The 16,996-nt window shown below is 48.9% G+C and carries 16 protein-coding genes, 1 tRNA gene and 1 pseudogene; 13 read left to right on the forward strand and 5 right to left on the reverse strand.

The genetic code is table 11. The features are described from left to right. Positions 1–187 precede the first annotated feature (187 nt). Entirely contained in the window at positions 188–1,519 is a 1,332-nt protein-coding gene (locus ACJHVI_RS07405; protein ID WP_483184127.1) for a DEAD/DEAH box helicase, read from the reverse strand. A 515-nt stretch (positions 1,520–2,034) separates the two neighbouring features. Further along, positions 2,035–2,148 (reverse strand): annotated as a pseudogene (locus ACJHVI_RS07410) (IS30 family transposase); the annotation flags it as partial. 73 nt (positions 2,149–2,221) lie between these two features. Between ACJHVI_RS07410 and rlmKL the strand changes: the two are divergent. Further along, positions 2,222–4,372 (forward strand): bifunctional 23S rRNA (guanine(2069)-N(7))-methyltransferase RlmK/23S rRNA (guanine(2445)-N(2))-methyltransferase RlmL, encoded by a 2,151-nt coding sequence (rlmKL, locus tag ACJHVI_RS07415; RefSeq protein ID WP_483184128.1) that lies wholly within the window; start codon positions 2,222–2,224, stop codon positions 4,370–4,372. 68 nt (positions 4,373–4,440) lie between these two features. On the opposite strand, the gene prmC is transcribed toward rlmKL, so the two are convergent. From prmC to hemA, 3 genes are read right to left on the reverse strand one after another with little or no spacing between them, the layout of a single operon-like run. Continuing rightward, positions 4,441–5,265, reverse strand: coding sequence for a peptide chain release factor N(5)-glutamine methyltransferase (gene prmC, locus ACJHVI_RS07420; protein WP_483184129.1), 825 nt, complete (start codon positions 5,263–5,265; stop codon positions 4,441–4,443). Further along, positions 5,265–6,350, reverse strand: a complete 1,086-nt coding sequence (prfA, locus tag ACJHVI_RS07425; RefSeq protein WP_483184130.1) for a peptide chain release factor 1 — start codon at positions 6,348–6,350, stop codon at positions 5,265–5,267. The genes prmC and prfA overlap by 1 nt, the downstream gene beginning before the upstream one ends. After that, positions 6,350–7,645, reverse strand: a complete 1,296-nt coding sequence (gene hemA, locus ACJHVI_RS07430; protein ID WP_483184131.1) for a glutamyl-tRNA reductase — start codon at positions 7,643–7,645, stop codon at positions 6,350–6,352. Before hemA ends, prfA begins: the two co-directional genes overlap by 1 nt. Before the next feature lie 50 nt (positions 7,646–7,695). On the opposite strand from hemA, the gene ACJHVI_RS07435 reads away from it, so the two are divergent. The 12 genes from ACJHVI_RS07435 to ACJHVI_RS07490 all read left to right on the forward strand — a co-directional run bounded on the left by ACJHVI_RS07435 (position 7,696) and on the right by ACJHVI_RS07490 (position 16,759). Next, positions 7,696–9,402 carry a tetratricopeptide repeat protein gene (locus ACJHVI_RS07435; RefSeq protein WP_483184132.1) on the forward strand — a complete coding sequence of 569 codons (1,707 nt, stop codon included), beginning with the start codon at positions 7,696–7,698 and terminating at the stop codon, positions 9,400–9,402. Further along, positions 9,392–9,931: a lipoprotein insertase outer membrane protein LolB gene (locus tag ACJHVI_RS07440; RefSeq protein WP_483184133.1), complete on the forward strand. Its 540-nt coding sequence runs from the start codon at positions 9,392–9,394 to the stop codon at positions 9,929–9,931. The genes ACJHVI_RS07435 and ACJHVI_RS07440 overlap by 11 nt, the downstream gene beginning before the upstream one ends. 121 nt (positions 9,932–10,052) lie before the next feature. Next, positions 10,053–10,127: transfer RNA gene (locus ACJHVI_RS07445), tRNA-Gln, on the forward strand. 49 nt (positions 10,128–10,176) lie between these two features. Next, the gene (locus ACJHVI_RS07450; protein WP_172459408.1) at positions 10,177–11,115 is read left to right on the forward strand and encodes a ribose-phosphate pyrophosphokinase; all 939 of its coding nucleotides are present in this window, start codon (positions 10,177–10,179) and stop codon (positions 11,113–11,115) included. Between the two features lie 67 nt (positions 11,116–11,182). Then, entirely contained in the window at positions 11,183–11,827 is a 645-nt protein-coding gene (locus ACJHVI_RS07455) for a 50S ribosomal protein L25/general stress protein Ctc (RefSeq protein WP_483184134.1), read from the forward strand. A 5-nt stretch (positions 11,828–11,832) separates the two neighbouring features. Beyond that, complete coding sequence (gene pth, locus ACJHVI_RS07460) at positions 11,833–12,411, forward strand: aminoacyl-tRNA hydrolase (protein ID WP_483184135.1); 579 nt, start codon at positions 11,833–11,835, stop codon at positions 12,409–12,411. Positions 12,412–12,477: 66 nt separating this feature from the next. Further along, positions 12,478–13,569, forward strand: a complete 1,092-nt coding sequence (ychF, locus tag ACJHVI_RS07465) for a redox-regulated ATPase YchF (protein WP_483184136.1) — start codon at positions 12,478–12,480, stop codon at positions 13,567–13,569. A 15-nt stretch (positions 13,570–13,584) separates the two neighbouring features. Continuing rightward, positions 13,585–14,154 carry an elongation factor P gene (efp, locus tag ACJHVI_RS07470; RefSeq protein WP_115218013.1) on the forward strand — a complete coding sequence of 190 codons (570 nt, stop codon included), beginning with the start codon at positions 13,585–13,587 and terminating at the stop codon, positions 14,152–14,154. Between the two features lie 12 nt (positions 14,155–14,166). Continuing rightward, positions 14,167–14,763, forward strand: a complete 597-nt coding sequence (locus tag ACJHVI_RS07475) for a YdbL family probable chaperone protein (RefSeq protein WP_483184137.1) — start codon at positions 14,167–14,169, stop codon at positions 14,761–14,763. Continuing rightward, on the forward strand, positions 14,763–15,554 hold the full coding sequence (locus tag ACJHVI_RS07480) for a 3'-5' exonuclease (protein ID WP_483184138.1): 792 nt from the start codon (positions 14,763–14,765) through the stop codon (positions 15,552–15,554). Before ACJHVI_RS07475 ends, ACJHVI_RS07480 begins: the two co-directional genes overlap by 1 nt. After that, positions 15,547–15,870 carry a DUF1820 family protein gene (locus tag ACJHVI_RS07485; protein ID WP_112863926.1) on the forward strand — a complete coding sequence of 108 codons (324 nt, stop codon included), beginning with the start codon at positions 15,547–15,549 and terminating at the stop codon, positions 15,868–15,870. The genes ACJHVI_RS07480 and ACJHVI_RS07485 overlap by 8 nt, the downstream gene beginning before the upstream one ends. Positions 15,871–15,973: 103 nt before the next feature. Beyond that, positions 15,974–16,759: a hypothetical protein gene (locus ACJHVI_RS07490; RefSeq protein ID WP_483184139.1), complete on the forward strand. Its 786-nt coding sequence runs from the start codon at positions 15,974–15,976 to the stop codon at positions 16,757–16,759. The last annotated feature ends 237 nt before the right edge of the window (positions 16,760–16,996 follow it).

Below are 16,996 nucleotides of genomic sequence, written 5' to 3' on the forward strand. Positions count from 1 at the left end.
AAAATCATCTACTTGGCAGAAAAGTGTTGTAAGATATTCCATGTTAAAGGGCTTTTGTGATGGTTTGTTTCGTCAAAACAGTAGATTATCACAATTGCTCTTTATTTTTTAGTGGGGTGCTTATCCCGAACTCAGGTTAAAGTAATATCGGAGCAATCTTATTTTTGAAGATTGCTCCGATTGGTTTTTAGCGGCTTGCGTGCGTGCGTTTGCTTTTCACCGCGCCTAATTTGACGCCTGGTTTGGCATTACGCTTGGGTGCTGAGGATTTATAGTTTTCGCTTTTAGCCGAAGATTTGTTTTTGCTAAAGGGCTTGGCCTGCTTGCCTTTAAAGAATTTACCACACGCATTTTTGCCCGCCGCTTTCTCTTTTTTGATAGGCGCGACTTTTTTCGGCTCTAATCCTTCCAATACTTCAACGCTTAAATCTCGTTTGAGATAGCGCTGCAATTGCGCCAGTACGGCGCGATCGCTGAGGCTGACCAATGACATTGCCGTTCCTGTGCGTCCTGCGCGTCCGCTGCGTCCGATGCGGTGCACATAGTCTTCGCTTTGGCGCGGCAAATCATAGTTGATAACGTGGCTGATAGCCGGAATGTCGATACCTCTGGCGGCAACGTCGGTCGCTACGAGAATATCGGTTTTGCCCTTACGCAAATCTTCAACGATGCGATTGCGTTTTTGCTGCGGTAAATCGCCGTGTAAGAAACGCGCGCGATGTCCTTGCTCATGCAGCATGGCCGCAATTTCTTCGCTGCTTTTCTTGGTGGCGGCAAAAACAATCGCCTGTTTGATGTTTTCACTGCTTAAGAGGCGGTCGAGCAGGGCGTTTTTATGCTGCTGGTCGTCGCTGAAATAAATGCTTTCTTCAATGTGCTGATGCTGCGGGGCAATCACGATTTTTTCCGCTTGGTAAGTGAAGCCGGCGGCGATTTTGCCTACCGCGCTGTCCCATGTGGCGGAACTCATGATGGTTTGTCTTTCCAGCGGGCAGGCATCGATGATTGCGGCAATATCGTCTGAAAAGCCCATGTCTAACATGCGGTCGGCTTCATCAATGACAAGGTATTGCAATTTGGAGAGATCTAAAGTGCCTTCGCGCAGATGATCAAGCAGGCGTCCAGGAGTGGCGACGACGACGGAAACGCCTTTTTTCAGCGCGCGAATTTGTCCGCCGTAGGGCGCGCCGCCAAGCAGGGGAATGGAAAACAGCCAATCCATACCGCGGCTGTATTTGCGCAAACTGTCTTGCACTTGCTGGGCAAGTTCGCGGGTCGGCGTGATGATAAGGGCGCGCGGTTTTTTGATTTTGGAAGGCCGCTTGGATAATTTTGCCAATAGCGGCAGCACAAATGCCGCCGTTTTGCCCGAACCGGTCTGCGCGGATAAGAGCAAATCTTTGCCGGCAAGTGCCAAAGGAATCGCTTGCGCTTGGATAGGGGTGGGTTGTTCGTAGCCGCTGTGTCTGAGGGTAGCTACGAAGAAATCGGGAAGTCCTAAATCGGAAAAAGTTGTCATTTATATCTCTTTGAAAAAGAAGCAAAGCCATACGCCGCCAAGGGCGGAAAATATTGAAATAACGAGATGGTGTTGCCATAGGCTGCAAGGCAGCGGAATCATCGGCAACAATCAGAAGTAAAGCACGTCGCTTTGGGGATCGCGGGCGATGGAAGAATGGCGCATTATACGTAAGAAAAGGATTAGGTCAAGAAAAAGAATGGATTGAGATTTTATCGAGTGTTTTTATCTATATCCGAGAAATGTGAAAAGTTGGGGCGAAAACGGAAGCAGCGGCCAGTACAAAGTGTATGGAGCATCGTATTTAGTGTAGGGCAAGGCGAGGCAACGCGGTAATATTTTTTCAATTCTTCGACTTTAACAGCTTGGTTTGACAACTCAAGAGTGAGTAAAGTTGTTTGAGGAGATTTGACGCGTTTCACATGAAACTGAGTTTTTATTTCCCTATGTGGAACAAATTTCTTAGATAAAAAGCTGTTCGATTTTATCCGGAGCTTGAATATGAGATTTTCCATATAGTCGAAGAATTGAAAAAGTATTACAGCGTTGGCTCGCCTTGCCGTACGCTCTTGTACTGTCTGCGGCTCGCCGCCTTGTACTACTTTTTTACTTCTCCGACTATAGAGGATAAAGTTTTTCCTGAGATTGCGGTATTATACTGGGCTTTGCGTTCAAGCAAATATCATTATATTTAGGAAAAGCATGTATAAGATTATTCTTCCTTGTGCAAAGGGGACAGAACAGGTGTTGCAAGCGGAGGCGGATATGCTGGGTTTGCAAAATAGTAAAATCGGCGTGTCGGTGGTTTCGGGCGAGGGCGATGAGCTAACGGCATATCGTTTGTGTTTGTGGTCAAGAGTGGCAAGCCGCGTGCTGTTGGTCTTAACGGAATATGACATGGCTTCGCCCGAGGATTTGTACGCAGGGGCTTATACAATCGATTGGACGGAACATTTGTCGGCAGATACGCGTTTTGCGATTCGTTTTTCAGGCACGGGGCAGGGGATTCGCAATACGCAATTCGGCGCTTTAAAGGTTAAAGATGCGGTGGTGGATAGATTGCGGGAATATTATAAACGCCGTCCCGATGTCGATACGGACAACCCCGATATTCGGATTGATGCCCATCTGCAACGTGGAAGAGTAACGCTGGCTTTGGATATTTCCGGCGGCGCATTGCATGAGCGCGGTTATCGTCAATGGCAGGGGAAAGCACCCATTCGCGAGACTTTAGCGGCAGCAATGCTGTATCGCGGCAAATGGCATGAGCAGGCACAGGCGAAAAAGACTTTGATTGATCCTATGTGCGGTGCAGGTACTTTATTGCTAGAAGCCTTGATGATGGCGGCGGATATTGCGCCGGCCTTAAAACGTCAAAAATTCGGATTTGAACAATGGCAGCAGCATCGTCCCAGTCATTGGCGGCAGTTGCTCGGCGAAGCACAGGCGCGGGCGGAAGAAGGGCTGAAACATTTTTCCTATAAATTTTACGGTTTTGATAGCGATGCGCAAGTCTTGGCGGCTGCAAGGAAGAATGCCGAGTCGGCAGGTTTGGCAAAATATATTCATTTTGAAACGCGTGCTGTGGAGCGTTTTCGCTTTGAAAAAGCCTATGGCGAAGCAGGGTTTATCGTTTCCAATCCGCCTTATGGCGAACGTTTGGGTGAGATTACGGATTTGGTGCCGCTGTATACGCATATCGGACAGGCTTTTAAAACCTTTCCCGATGATTGGACAATGACTTTAATCGCTTCCAATGAAGCCTTGCTGAAGCGTTTGAAACTGCGTGCGCAGCGGCAGTATCAAATTTTTAACGGCGCTTTGGAGGGTAAGATTCTGCTTTATGGGCGTGCGCAGCAGCCCGAAGATGCCCAAGATATACGGGAAGCGGTGTTGGAAGACGCACCGAGCGCTTTGTCGGAGACGGCGCAAATGTTTGCCAACCGCCTGCAAAAAAATCTCGGCAAATTAAAAAAATGGGCGGCGAATGTGCCGACAAATGCTTACCGCATTTATGATAAAGATTTGCCTGAATATGCCTTTGCGATAGATATTTACGGCGAGCATTTGCTGGTGCAGGAATATGCCGCGCCTAAAGAGATTCCCAAGGAAAAAGCGCAGCAGCGTTTATTTGATGTCTTGCAAGCTCTGCCTGTCGCCAGCGGTGTTGCGCCGGAAAATATCGTTTTAAAAACGCGGGAACGGCAATCGGGCAATAAGCAGTACGAAAAATTAGGCGATAGCGAGCAGCGGTTGATGATGCAGGAAGGGCGGGCGAATTTTCTCGTGAATTTGCGCGATTATTTGGATGTGGGTTTGTTTTTAGACCATCGCCCCATGCGCTTGATGCTGGCAAAAGAAGCGCAGGGAAAGCGTTTTTTGAATCTGTTTTGCTATACCGCTTCCGCCAGCGTGCATGCGGCATTAGGCGGTGCGCGATATAGCACCAGCGTTGATTTGTCGGGTAAATATCTGGATTGGGCGCAGGATAATTTTCATTTGAATGCTTTAGGTTCCGAGCATCGCTTGGTTAAAGCCGATGTGATGGAATGGTTGGAAAAAGGGCAGGACCAATACGATCTTATCTTCTGCGATCCGCCGACCTTTTCTAATACCAAAAAAGAAAACCGCCTATTTGATGTGCAGAAACATCATGTGGCATTGATTGAATTAGCCATGCGACGTCTGGCTAAAGACGGGGTTTTGTATTTTTCCAATAATTACCGCGGTTTTAAATTAGATGAGGCGGCATTGGCGGCATTTCAGCTTAAGGAAATTAGTGCTGCGACCATCGATAAGGACTTTGAGCGCAATCCGCGCATTCATCGCGTGTGGAAAATCCGGCATCAATAAATTCTCGTGCTGCTATGAGAGGCGGCACATGTCGCTGTGCTGATTAGGCGCGGCGTGCCGCGCTTTGTTTAGGATTTCTGCATCAATGTGATGCGTTCATTGCCGCCGTAGTCTTTGCGGCTATGGATGTCTTGCCATTTGCCGCTTTGGGCGGCGAATGTCTGTAAGGCGGCGGCTTGCTGCCAGCCGTGTTCTACAATCAAATAGCCTTGCCTTTCCAATTTTTGTTCGGCGTCTTGAATGATGTGCTGCAAATCCGCCAGTCCTTGATTGGCGGCGATAAGTGCGCTTTGCGGTTCATATTGCAATGCGGACAAATGCGAGTCGTTTGCCGCGATATAGGGCGGATTGCTGAGAATGACTGTGAAGGATTGCGCGGCAAAGCAGTCCAGCCAGTTTGCACAGATAAATTGCATGTTATCTACCTTATTGAGCAGGGCGTTTTCGGCGGCGGTTTGCAGCGCGGCGATGCTGTTATCAACGGCAATGAGGCGGCAGTGCGGGCGGTGTTTGGCAATGCTGATGGCGATAGCACCGCTGCCGGTGCCGAGGTCGGCAATCTGCCATGCGGCGTCGCGAGGAATTTTTTCTAAGGCGGCTTCGACGAGTATTTCGGTGTCGGGGCGCGGAATCAGGGTGTGCGGATTGACGCGCAGTTCGATGTCGTAGAAGGCTTGTGTGCCGAGAATGTACGCCATAGGTTCGCCAGCGATGCGGCGCAGAAGGTATATTTCTAAACGCTGCAATTCTTCGTTGCTGAGCGGACGACTGCTGATGCGCTGCTGGGCATTGTTCAAGCCTGTGATGTGTTCCAGCAGAAGGCTGAGTTCATAATCAGGGTTATCCGTATTGAGGCGGTGCAGATTGCTTTTCCGCCATTCTAGCGGCTGCATCAGCGTGTTTCGCTTTGTAGGGCGAGTAGGGCTTGGGTTTCTTGTTCTTGTTGTAGAGGCTGCGTGATTTGCTGCAAGGCGCCTTCCATAATTTCCGCCAAACTGTAGAGCGTGAGGTTGATGCGGTGATCGGTTACGCGGCTTTGTGGGTAGTTGTAAGTGCGGATGCGTTCGCTGCGATCGCCCGAACCGACAAGGCTTTTGCGCTCCGCCGCTTGCTGCGATTGGGCGGCTTGGCGTTCGGCGTCGAGCAGGCGGGCTTGCAGCAGGCGCATGGCTTTGGCGCGGTTTTTGTGCTGCGAGCGTTCTTCTTGGCATTCGACCACAAGACCGCTGGGAATATGGGTGATGCGGATGGCGGAGTCGGTTTTATTGACGTGCTGTCCGCCGGCGCCGCTTGAGCGGTAGGTGTCGATGCGCAGATCCGCCAGGTTGATGTCGATATCGGCGATTTCTTCGCTTTCCGGCAGTATGGCGACGGTGGCAGCGGAGGTGTGAATGCGTCCGCTGGACTCGGTTTCGGGAACGCGTTGCACGCGATGTGCGCCGGATTCGTATTTTAAGGTGGAATAGACGCGTTCGCCGCTGATGCGGCAGATGATTTCTTTATAACCGCCGTGTTCGCCGGCATTTTCAGAGAGAATTTCCACGCGCCAGCCTTGCAGTTCGGCAAATTTGGAATACATGCGAAATAAATCGCCGGCAAAGATAGCAGCTTCGTCGCCGCCTGTGCCGGCACGGATTTCAAGGAAGACGTCCGCGCTATCCAAGGGGTCTTGCGGAATCATGAGGCGTTCAAGACGGTGTTCGCATGCTTCGATGGCGGCGGTGTTTTTCGGGATTTCTTCGCGCACATAGTCGCGCATTTCCGCATCGCCAGCGAGTTCTGCCAAATCGTTTTTTTCGGCTTCTAGGGCTTGTAGTTCGCCGAGTGTTTCCACAATGGGCGAGATTTGCGCATGCTCTTGGCTGTATTTGCGCAATAAATCAGGATTGGCAACGGTTTGCTCATCGGCAAGCAGGGCGTTAAGTTCTTCATAGCGTTCTTGGATTTCGCTTAAGCGGGTGCGGATAGATGGATGCATTAGTGATTATTTCTTTCTTTGTCAAAGGTATCTGCCATGATTGCCAGCCATTCTTTGTGATTGGGCGGTATAGCGTGAATCATCGCACTGGGGGAATGAAGGAGCTTATTGGTCAGTTTGTAGCTCATTTGTTCAATGATGAGCGCGGGATCTTCGCCCAAAGCAAGGCGGCGGTAGGCTTCGCCGAGCAATTCTTGGCGGTAGGCATCGGCTTGCTGGCGGATTTGGCGGATAAGCAGTTGCTGCGGCTTGGAATTCAGCCAGCCGATAAAGTCGTCGCTGTGCAGATTAATCATGACTTCTGCCTGTCGCGCCGCTTTTTGGCGGTTTTCGCGATTGACGTCAATAATTTGCTCTAAATCGTCGATGCCGTATAAAAAGGCGTTTTCCAATTGCTCGATGTCATTGTCGAAAATGCGCGGCAGGGACAAATCTACCAATACCTGAAAGGCATGGCGGCGTTTTTTCAGAGATTGCTGAAGATGGGCATTATTCAGTATCAGTTCGTCCATTTGCGCCGCGCCGAAAATCATATCCGCTTCATGCAGATGTTCGCTGATTTGCGCCAAACTGATGGCATAGCCGCCCACTTCTTCCGCCAAGCTCTGGGCGTTGCTTAGGGTACGGTTGGCGATAATAATCCGTTTGAGGTTTAAATCGCGCAGATAGCGCGCCACTAATTGTCCTGTTTCGCCGGCGCCGATAATCAGCGCGCAGCGCTGCGGATGGTCGTCAAAGAATTGATGCGTGAGTTTGACACCAGCATAAGCAACGGAAACGGGGTTTTCGCCGATGGCGGTGCTGTGGCGGATTTGCTTGGCAACGGCAAAACTTTGCTGGAACAAACGTTCCAGCGCCGAGCCTAAGGTGCCTTGTGCTTTTGCGAGGCGGTAGGCGGATTTGAGTTGTCCGAGAATTTGCGGCTCGCCTAAAATCAAAGAGTCCAAGCCGCAGGCGACGCGATACAGATGTCGCACCGCATGGCGGTCTTGATAGTGAAAGGTGTTGCTCTGTACTTGTTCCGCCTGAAGATAGCCTTGGCTGACCAGCCATTGTCCGATATTGGGCAGATGTTCGCTGCTGCACAAATACCATTCCGTGCGGTTGCAGGTGGCAAGCAGGGCGATTTCCGTCTGCGGAAAATCATGACGCATTTGCGCGAGAATTTCCGCCGCCTGCTGCGGCGAAAAGGCAAGCTGTTCGCGCACTGCCATATTGGCAGTTTGATGATTTAAGCCGAAACTGGCGATATGTGGTGCTTCAAAACCAGCGGTTGGTAATGCGAAATGGCTCATGATAGCGTATGATTTATGCTTTCTCGTTTGCTCAACGATTTGGAGACAGTTTGTTTTTTCTAAAACGTGCCGCGTATAGCGCGCTCTTATTAAGCGGCTCATTATATGCCAATACGCTAACATCTCAAAATGCCGAAAAAATACCGCAGCCGCCTGCTTGGCAAAGTTCCTCGCATTGGCTGTTTAACGCGCTGACCTCAAATTTTGCCAAACAAGCCGACGACTACCAAGATGCTATCCGTTCGATTGCCGATGTCGCTGAGCAAAGCAAACAATATGAAGCCTTTAATTACACCTACGATTTGGCAATCAGCGCCTTATATATAGAACGCGCGGCGGAAATCGCCCGACATTGGGTTGCCGCCTATCCGCAAGACAGCGAGGCGCATCTGGCATTGATGCGCGCCCTGCTGATGAAAAACGACGTGGAAAGTGCCTATGCGGAAATGCTGGCGGTCTTATCAACCGATGCCGGACCGCAGAACATCGCCCAAATCAGTCGCCTGCTGAGTTATTTGAATGACGGCAATAACCGCGTTTCGATATTGCAGCGCTTGAGCAAAGCCTTTCCCGATAATCCCTTCTTATATTATTACCTTGGCCTCCACGCCAGCGAGCAGGGACAAATCGATTTGGCGATAGACGCCTTTAATCATGCCTTAATGATTGACAAGCAGTGGCGGCAACTGGAAATCATGCAGGCGAAAGCCTTGTCCAGCATTGGTGCATTGAAAGAAGCGCGGCATATGATGGCGAATCTGCGCAAACGCTATCCTGAAGACAGCAGTTTGTTATCCACAGAAATCGATATGCTGGTGGAACATTACCAATGGGAAGATGCGCTGGAATTGGCGCGGCGTTGGGATAAAAACGCCCCCGGCGAACCGCGTATTCAAGAACTTATTGCTTGGCTGTACGCCAATAGCAAAAATTATGCGATGGCGGAAAAATCCTACCGCTATTTGCTCGAGCACGACATTATCGAAGACGGCCAATTCGCCTTTCAAATGGGGCAGGCTGCCATCGCCGCCGGTAAAAATGACGCGGCACGCACATGGCTGCAAAGCATCCCCGCGGATTCGCGACTATATATGTTGGCAAGACAGCAGCAATCTTTAATGCTGTTTGAAGAAAAACGGATTGCGCAGGCGCAGCAAGCCTTTGCGGAAATGCGCAAGGAATTTTCGGACTATGCACTGGAAATGTATTTGGTTGAAATCACACAATTAGACCAAGCGAAGAAATTTGCGGAAGCGGAAGCCATTTTACACGCCGCCCTGCAAGATTATCCCACGCAAATCGATTTGCTTTATGCCCAAGCCGAGCATCTCAGCATGAGCGGTGATGCGGCGGCGGCAGAAAGTGCCTATCAGGAAATCTTAGCCCTTGATGCGGCGAATATCGATGCCTTAAATGCCTACGGCTACCTCTTGCTCACGCAAACCGAGCGTCGGCAGGAAGCGGCGGTCATGATAGAAAAAGCGATTGCCCAATACCCCGATTCTCCGGCGATTCAAGACAGCTATGCCTGGCTTTTGTATCGACAAGGCAAAAGTCAAGAAGCCTTGAAATGGTCGCAGCGCGCCTATGCCGCTTATCGGAAAAACGAAATTGCCGCGCATTATGTGGAAATTCTGGCGGCAAACGATAAAAAAGACTTGGCAAGAGAAGTGTATCAAAACGAAATGCGGGGACAGCCCAATAATCCCCATCTAATCGAAATAGGACAACGTTTAGGACTAGCCGATGAACATTAAGCATTATTGCCTGATAAGCTGTTTGGCGCTAGCCGTATTGCAAGGCTGTAGCAGCGGATTTGAAGAAAAAACATTCACGCAATCCGCGTTTAAAATCGGCAATTTTGCCGCTGACGGCAAAGTGGCGCTGCGTTTCCCGCGCTGCGACGAATATCGCGGCTGCAAAGAAGAGGCATTCAGCGCCAGTTTGCATTGGCTGCATAAAGCGCCGATTGACGAACTCTCTTTATACGATCCGACAGGACAGGAAGCATTAAAAATTACCTACCAAGCGCAAAGCATCCGCCTGCACGACCGTTCCGGAGAAAGAGAAATCAGCCATGCGCAATTAGCCCAAGAATTCGGACTGCCCATTCCTGTGGAAAGATTGCGCGAATGGCTGTTTGCGCCGCAAGATAAAGCGAAATTTACCGCGGACGGCTGGCAAATCGAAGTCGATCAATGGCAGGGACAATATTATCGCCGCCTGACCATGCGACAAAAAGATTATTATCTGCGCATCTTAGTCAATCATGTGGCTGTATTTTAAGGTTTAAAATTCTTGCCTCGACAAAAGGGAGAAAAAAGTTTGCAAAAAACTTGCGCCCGAGGAAAAAGTTCGTATAATGGCGCTCTCTCGAATTGCTCGAGAGTCTCAAAAAAAGATTAATTGGGGCGTCGCCAAGCGGTAAGGCACCAGGTTTTGATCCTGGCATGCGTAGGTTCGAATCCTGCCGCCCCAGCCAATTTCCTAGTCATCATCAAAAATGGGTGGTTGCCGTGTCAAGAGGCAGTATGACCGTTTTTACGGGCAATGCTAATCCACAATTAGCTCGTCAAATTGTTCAGCACCTTGGTTTGCCATTAGGCAATGCCAGCGTCAGTAAATTTTCAGATGGTGAAATTCAAGTCGAGATCCGTGAAAACGTCCGCGGGAAAGACGTCTTTATCATTCAGCCGACTTGCCATCCGACTAACGATAGTGTCATGGAGCTGCTCATTTTAAGCGATGCTCTGCGCCGCTCTTCAGCAAACCGTATCACAGCCGTTATGCCGTATTTCGGTTATTCGCGCCAAGACCGCCGTCCGCGTTCTGCACGCGTGCCGATTTCTGCCAAAGTTATTGCCAATATGATTGCCAGTGTCGGGATTGACCGCGTGATGACGCTCGACCTGCATGCCGATCAAATTCAAGGCTTCTTTGATTTCCCTGTTGATAATATTTATGCAACGCCGATTATTCTGAACGATATTTTATCGCAGGATTTCAAATCCCCTGTAGTCGTGTCGCCCGATATCGGTGGCGTAGTGCGTGCACGGGCGATTGCCAAACGCGTGGGCACAAAATTGGCGATTGTCGATAAGCGTCGTCCGCGTCCGAACGAATCGGAAATTATGAACATTATCGGCGACGATATTACCGGCTGCGATTGCATTATCGTTGATGATATGGTGGATACTGCAGGCACATTGTCTAACAGCGCGACCGCTTTAAAAGAACGCGGCGCACGCAGCGTGGTTGCTTATTGCACGCATGCCGTTTTATCGGGCAATGCGGTCAGCAATATTAATAATTCCGGCTTGGATGAATTAGTCGTGGCAGATTCCATTCCTTTGCGCGAAGATGCCAAGGAATGTAAAAAAATCCGCGTATTGTCTATTGCGGGATTGGTAGCGGAAAGCATTCGCCGCGTACATGTTGAAGAATCGATTTCTTCGCTATTTATCGATTAGTCTATAAATAGCGAATTTCATAGGGTACTGGTCGCAAGTACCCTTTTTTAAACTTGGAGTATATTTAATGTCAAATCAAGAATATCGCTATACGCTACATGCTGTTGTGCGTACAGATGAAGGGAAAGGTGCGAGCCGCCGCCTGCGTCGCGAGGGTTGGGTTCCTGCTATTGTTTATGGAGGTAATGCCGATCCGAAAAGCATTGCTATCAAGCAAGACGAATTGCAAAAAAACGCTAAGCACGACAGCTTTTTCTCTCAAATCATTAATTTGAAAATTGAAGGCGAAGAAGATCAAGAAATCTTAGTGCGCGATGTGCAGCACCACGTTTACAAGCCTTTGTTCCAACATTTTGACTTTCAACGCATCGTGCGCGGTCAAGAATTGCATGCAAGCGTGGCATTGCATTTCATCAATGACGAAAAAATTCCTGGCGTAGTTGCCGGCGGCGTATTGTCCCGCGTATTAACCAGCTTGGACGTTGTTTGCCGTCCGCGTCATTTGCCTGAATACATCGAGGTGGATGTGGGCAATTTAGAAGTCGGCGAATCGATTACCGCAAAAGATATTAAATTCCCTGAAGGCGTGCGCGTTGCAGGCGAATTGAGCGAAGAAGAATTGTCGCAATTAGTGATTGCAAGCATTTTACGTCCTGCGGGCGGCACATCCGGTGCAAGTGCTGAAGAAACAGCGGCGGATGACGCTGAATAGTCTGCATGATTAAGCTCATTGTTGGCTTGGGAAATCCAGGTGAACAGTACCAAAAAACCCGCCATAATGCGGGTTTTTGGTTATTGGAAAAGCTGGCAAGGATTGCCAGAGGCGCACAATGGCGCGAAGAAAAAAAATTCTTTGCGCAATACTGCAAAATCTTGCTTGCGAATAAACCGCTTCATTTACTAATGCCGCAAACCTTTATGAATGCAAGCGGTAAATCCGTAGCGGCATTGGTGAATTTTTATGATATCAGCGCCGATGAAATCTTAGTGGTGCATGATGAGTTGGATTTGCCTGAAGGCGCTGCCAAGTTCAAGCAAGGCGGCGGTCATGGCGGACATAACGGTTTGCGTGATATTATTGCGGCATTAGATTCTCGGGAATTCCTGCGCTTACGCTTAGGTATTGATCATCCTGGCGATCGTTCGCAGGTGGTGCATTATGTTTTAAAGGCACCCGGCAAAGAAGGGCGCGAAAAAATTGATGCGGGCATTGCTCGGGCATTGCGGGCAATAGAAATTTGTCAGAAAGAGAGCTTGGAAAAAGCCATGCTTTTTTTGCACACGGAAAATGCCTAGGTTTCATATGAAACCTCTTGATGTTTTTTGCGTGCTTAAATGAATGAAAAATGAGAAGGAGCAGTCATGGGTTTTAATTGTGGCATTGTTGGTCTGCCGAATGTAGGGAAATCGACCTTATTTAATGCCTTAACTAATGCGGGCATTGATGCGCAAAATTATCCCTTTTGTACGATTGAGCCTAATACAGGCATTGTGCATGTGCCTGATCCGCGCTTGAAAGCATTGGCAGAAATTGTTAATCCGCAGCGCATTTTGCCGGCAACCATGGAATTTGTGGATATTGCCGGTTTGGTAGCTGGCGCTTCAAAAGGCGAGGGTTTGGGGAACCAATTTTTAGCCAATATCCGCGAAACGGATGCGATTGCCCAAGTGGTGCGTTGTTTTGAAAATGATGATGTGGTGCATGTGGCGGGGGAAGTTAATCCCTTAAATGATATTCAGGTTATTGAATCGGAGTTGATTTTAGCCGATATGGCTTCTTTAGAGAAGGCGCAGCAACGCTTAGGGCGTATTGCCAAGGGCGGCGATAAAGATGCCAAGCTGAAATTAGAGATTATCGCTAAATTGCTACCGCATTTGGAAAACGGTGAGTTGGCGCGTACTTATCCGCTTAGCGATGAGGAAAAAGCCGCAGCGCGCGAGTTTTTCTTGCTGACGATGAAGCCCATGATGTATGTGGCGAATGTGGCGGAGGATAATTCGCCGGATAATTCGCATGTGAAAGCGGTGTATGCCAAAGCGGCGCAAACGAATGCGGTGGTTGTGGAAGTCTGTGCGGCGATTGAGGCGGAATTGTCCCAATTGGCGCCGGAAGAGCAGGCGGAATTATTGGGCGAGTACGGTTTAGAAGAACCGGGCTTGAATCGCGTGATTCGCGCGGGGTATGAATTATTGGATTTGGGAACGTATTTCACTGCCGGCGTGCAGGAAGTGCGTGCCTGGACAATGCCGAAAAACGCGACTGCGCCGCAAGCGGCGGGCGTAATTCACAGCGATTTCGAGCGCGGATTTATTCGCGCGGAAGTAATTGCTTATAAGGATTTTGTTGCTTGTCGCGGCGAACAAGGCGCGAAAGAAGCAGGAAAATGGCGTTTGGAAGGCAAGGATTATCACGTCAATGAAGGCGATGTGATACATTTTCGTTTTAATGTGTAATAAGTGAGAAATTTTATGGCAAATTATTCAACAAATGATTTTCGCGGCGGATTAAAAATTATGCTGGACGGCGATCCTTACAGCATTGTTGAAAACGAATTCGTCAAACCGGGCAAAGGACAGGCCTTTACGCGTACTAAAGTGCGTAATTTAAAAACAGGGCGCGTGATTGAGCGTACTTTTAAGTCCGGCGATACGGTTGAAGCGGCGGACGTCATGGAAACCAATATGCAATATTTGTATAAAGACGGCGACAATTGGTATTTCATGAATGCGGAAACTTTTGAACAATTGCCGGCGCCGCAAAGTGCGATTGAAGATGTGGAAAAATGGTTGAAAGAACAAGATGAATGCACCGTCGTATTATGGAACGGCAATATCATCAGCGTAACCGCGCCGAATTTTATCGAGCGCAAAATTATTGATACCGATCCCGGCTTGCGCGGCGATACTTCCGGCGGTGGCGGTAAACCGGCGACGATTGAAACCGGCGCGGTGGTGCGTGTGCCATTGTTCTTGAATATCGGCGATGTGATTAAAATCGATACCCGCAGCGGCGAATATTTAGGTCGTGCAAAAGAATAAACGGAGGCGAATATGCTTGCGCTGAAAAGAAGTTCATGGTTGGTGCTGCTATTGGCATTAGCGGCTTGTGTTACCGTCAATATCTATTTTCCTGCGGCCGCCGCGGAAAAAGCGGCGGATCAAATCATCGAAGATATTTGGCAGGGCGCGGAAAATACGCCGCTACCGCCGCAAGCAAGCGATGATAGGCATTGGGATGAACCGATGCGGCGTGCATTAGTAGCGGTAGTGAGTATGTCAAGTCGCGCTGCCTATGCGCAAGACATCGACTTCAATGCCAATTCTGCCGAGATTTCTGCGATTAAATCGCGGATGAGCGCGCGATTTGGCAAAATTCGTCCTTACTATGCTTCAGGCGCCGTTGGTTTTGCCGCTAATGGTTATGTGGTCTTGCGTGATGCTTCTGTCGTGCCGATGCCCGAGCGCGGACAAGCGCAGCAATTAGTTAATGCAGAAAATGCCGACCGCAAAGCGCTATATGCGGCGATTGCCAAAGCCAATAATCAGCCCGGTTGGGCGGATCAAATCCGTCAAGTATTTGCCAAACGTTGGATTGAACAAGCGGAAAGCGGTTGGTGGGTAGAAAGCGGCGGCTGGAAGCAGAAATAATGCTAGATAATAACGTCCTGATTTTTGATATTGAAACCGTCGCTGATTGCGACGGTTATCGTTTATTGCATCGGCTGCCCGAGGATTTAAGCGAAAACGAGATTGTCGCCATTATGAATAATGAGCGTTTGGCGGAAAACGGCAGCACGTTTTACCGCCATCATCTACATAAAGTGGTGGCGATTTCTTTATTGCTGTTGAGCGGTAATAAAGTCAAATTATGGAGTTTGGGGAGGGAAAACGAAACGGAGCAAAGCCTGATTGCCCGCTTTTTTGCCGGAATTGATAAAACATTGCCTACATTGGTGAGCTGGAACGGCAGCGGATTTGATTTGCCCGTTTTGCATTACCGCGCCTTATTTCACGGCATTAGCGCGCCAGCATATTTTGAAATCGGTGAGCAAGACAATCAATTCCGCTACAACAACTACATCAGCCGTTTTCATTGGCGGCATATCGATATGATGGACGTACTGTCCGGCTATCAAGCCAATACGCGTGCTTCCTTAAACGATGTGGCGAAACTCTGCGCTTTGCCGGGAAAACTCGATACCGACGGTTCTCAAGTGCAAACCTTATGGCAAAACGGCGAAAAAGAAAAAATCTGCGATTATTGCGAAACCGATGTGCTCAATACCTACGGCGTTTACCTGCGTTTTGAACTTTTGCGCGGAAGATTGCAGCTGGCGGAATACGAGGAAAAAATCGCCCAATTGCGCGCTTATTTGCAGCATCTGTCGGAAAACGGCGCTACTCATATCACGGAATTTTTAGAGGCCTGGCATGTATGATTCAAAAGCAGACGTGATTTATCGCGTGCAATTCAAAACGGATGACAAACATTACGACTTATTTGTCCGTCACGTCTATCCTTCGGATATGTCAGGATTTATCTGTTTGGAAGGTTTTACCTTTCTTGAGGAAAACCGCAGAATTATCGATCCGCGCACCGAAAAATTGAGCTTGGAATTCGGGCAGGTGGAAACCGCCTTTATTCCTTATTACCAAATCATCCGCATTGACCAAGTCAAACAAGTCGGCGAAAGCCGCATCAGTGACGCGCAAAACAGCGGCAAAATCCGCCATTTCCCGCAAGCAAGTCATTAAACAAATGATGAAGTCTTATTCATAATTTGGCGTTTGACTTTACATCATCAAGCGACAAGCTATGATAATTTACGTTCATTACTTTACATTTTGGAGACCAACCATGAACACAAAAAATTTAGCGATTGCCTTATTATTATCTGCCGGTCTGCTGAGCGCTTGTTCCGACGACACTAAAGAAAAAGCAGCTAATGCTGCCGAGCAAACCGGTGCGGCGGTCAGCTCTGCTGCCCAAGATGCGAAAGTAGCGGCAGGAGAAGCGGCTCAAGCAGCAAAAGAAGCTGCATCAGATGCTGCACAAGCTACTAAAGAAGTTGCTAGCGATGTTGCCCAAGCTACTAAAGAAGCGACTCAAGCTGCCGGTGAAAAAATGGCAGAAGTGGCGCATGATGCCAAAGAAGCGACCGCAAATGCTGTAGAATCTGCCAGAGAAAGCATTACGCAAACATCAGAAGATATCAAACAAGGCGCGGCAGAGCTCAAAGCAGACGCACAAGCAGCCGCAGCGAATGCTGCAGATACTGTATCTAATGCCGCTGCAACAGCAGCAGAAGACGTCAAACAGGCTACAAGCCAAGCTGCCGCAAATGGGGAACATGCCGTAGAAAATGCAGCCAGTGCCGTATCGAAAGCGACTCAAGAAGCTGCGGACAACATCCGCAATCAAGGTGCGGAATTAAGCAGCCCTACGCAAAATGCCGCTGAAGACAGTGCTGAAAAAGTTGCGGAAGCTGCGGAAAAAGCAGCCGAACATGTTCATGAGCATGGTGCCGCCTCGGTTGATGCCGCTGCAGAGCAGGTGGCAAATGCTGCAGAAGGTGCAGCTGCGGAAGTAAAAACGGAAGCCCAAGACATTATTCAAAAAGCGGATAGTGAAATCGCTAAATAAGTTGGCGGATATGTAGAAAACCTCGCAAATTTTGCGGGGTTTTTTATTGCTCAGATTTAATCCTGAAAAGCAAGAATGCAGTCGGAGAAGTGAAAATTATAACCAACAAACCTTGAAAAAATACCAATCATCCCCATATCTCCATCACCATTCACTAATCACTACTTCAAATGGCTTATTCACTAGAAATCAGACAAAAAGCCTTGGCTTATTATGACAAATGCAAGAACATTGACC

The sequence above is a fragment of the Suttonella sp. genome, assembly GCF_056855035.1.

Coding starts and splice junctions, on each gene's coding strand:
- ACJHVI_RS07405 (WP_483184127.1), bottom strand. CDS start 1,519: ATGACAACTTTTTCCGATTTAGGACTTCCCGATTTCTTCGTAGCTACC.
- rlmKL (WP_483184128.1), top strand. CDS start 2,222: ATGTATAAGATTATTCTTCCTTGTGCAAAGGGGACAGAACAGGTGTTG.
- prmC (WP_483184129.1), bottom strand. CDS start 5,265: ATGCAGCCGCTAGAATGGCGGAAAAGCAATCTGCACCGCCTCAATACG.
- prfA (WP_483184130.1), bottom strand. CDS start 6,350: ATGCATCCATCTATCCGCACCCGCTTAAGCGAAATCCAAGAACGCTAT.
- hemA (WP_483184131.1), bottom strand. CDS start 7,645: ATGAGCCATTTCGCATTACCAACCGCTGGTTTTGAAGCACCACATATC.
- ACJHVI_RS07440 (WP_483184133.1), top strand. CDS start 9,392: ATGAACATTAAGCATTATTGCCTGATAAGCTGTTTGGCGCTAGCCGTA.
- ACJHVI_RS07450 (WP_172459408.1), top strand. CDS start 10,177: ATGACCGTTTTTACGGGCAATGCTAATCCACAATTAGCTCGTCAAATT.
- ACJHVI_RS07455 (WP_483184134.1), top strand. CDS start 11,183: ATGTCAAATCAAGAATATCGCTATACGCTACATGCTGTTGTGCGTACA.
- pth (WP_483184135.1), top strand. CDS start 11,833: ATGATTAAGCTCATTGTTGGCTTGGGAAATCCAGGTGAACAGTACCAA.
- ychF (WP_483184136.1), top strand. CDS start 12,478: ATGGGTTTTAATTGTGGCATTGTTGGTCTGCCGAATGTAGGGAAATCG.
- efp (WP_115218013.1), top strand. CDS start 13,585: ATGGCAAATTATTCAACAAATGATTTTCGCGGCGGATTAAAAATTATG.
- ACJHVI_RS07475 (WP_483184137.1), top strand. CDS start 14,167: ATGCTTGCGCTGAAAAGAAGTTCATGGTTGGTGCTGCTATTGGCATTA.
- ACJHVI_RS07480 (WP_483184138.1), top strand. CDS start 14,763: ATGCTAGATAATAACGTCCTGATTTTTGATATTGAAACCGTCGCTGAT.
- ACJHVI_RS07485 (WP_112863926.1), top strand. CDS start 15,547: ATGTATGATTCAAAAGCAGACGTGATTTATCGCGTGCAATTCAAAACG.
- ACJHVI_RS07490 (WP_483184139.1), top strand. CDS start 15,974: ATGAACACAAAAAATTTAGCGATTGCCTTATTATTATCTGCCGGTCTG.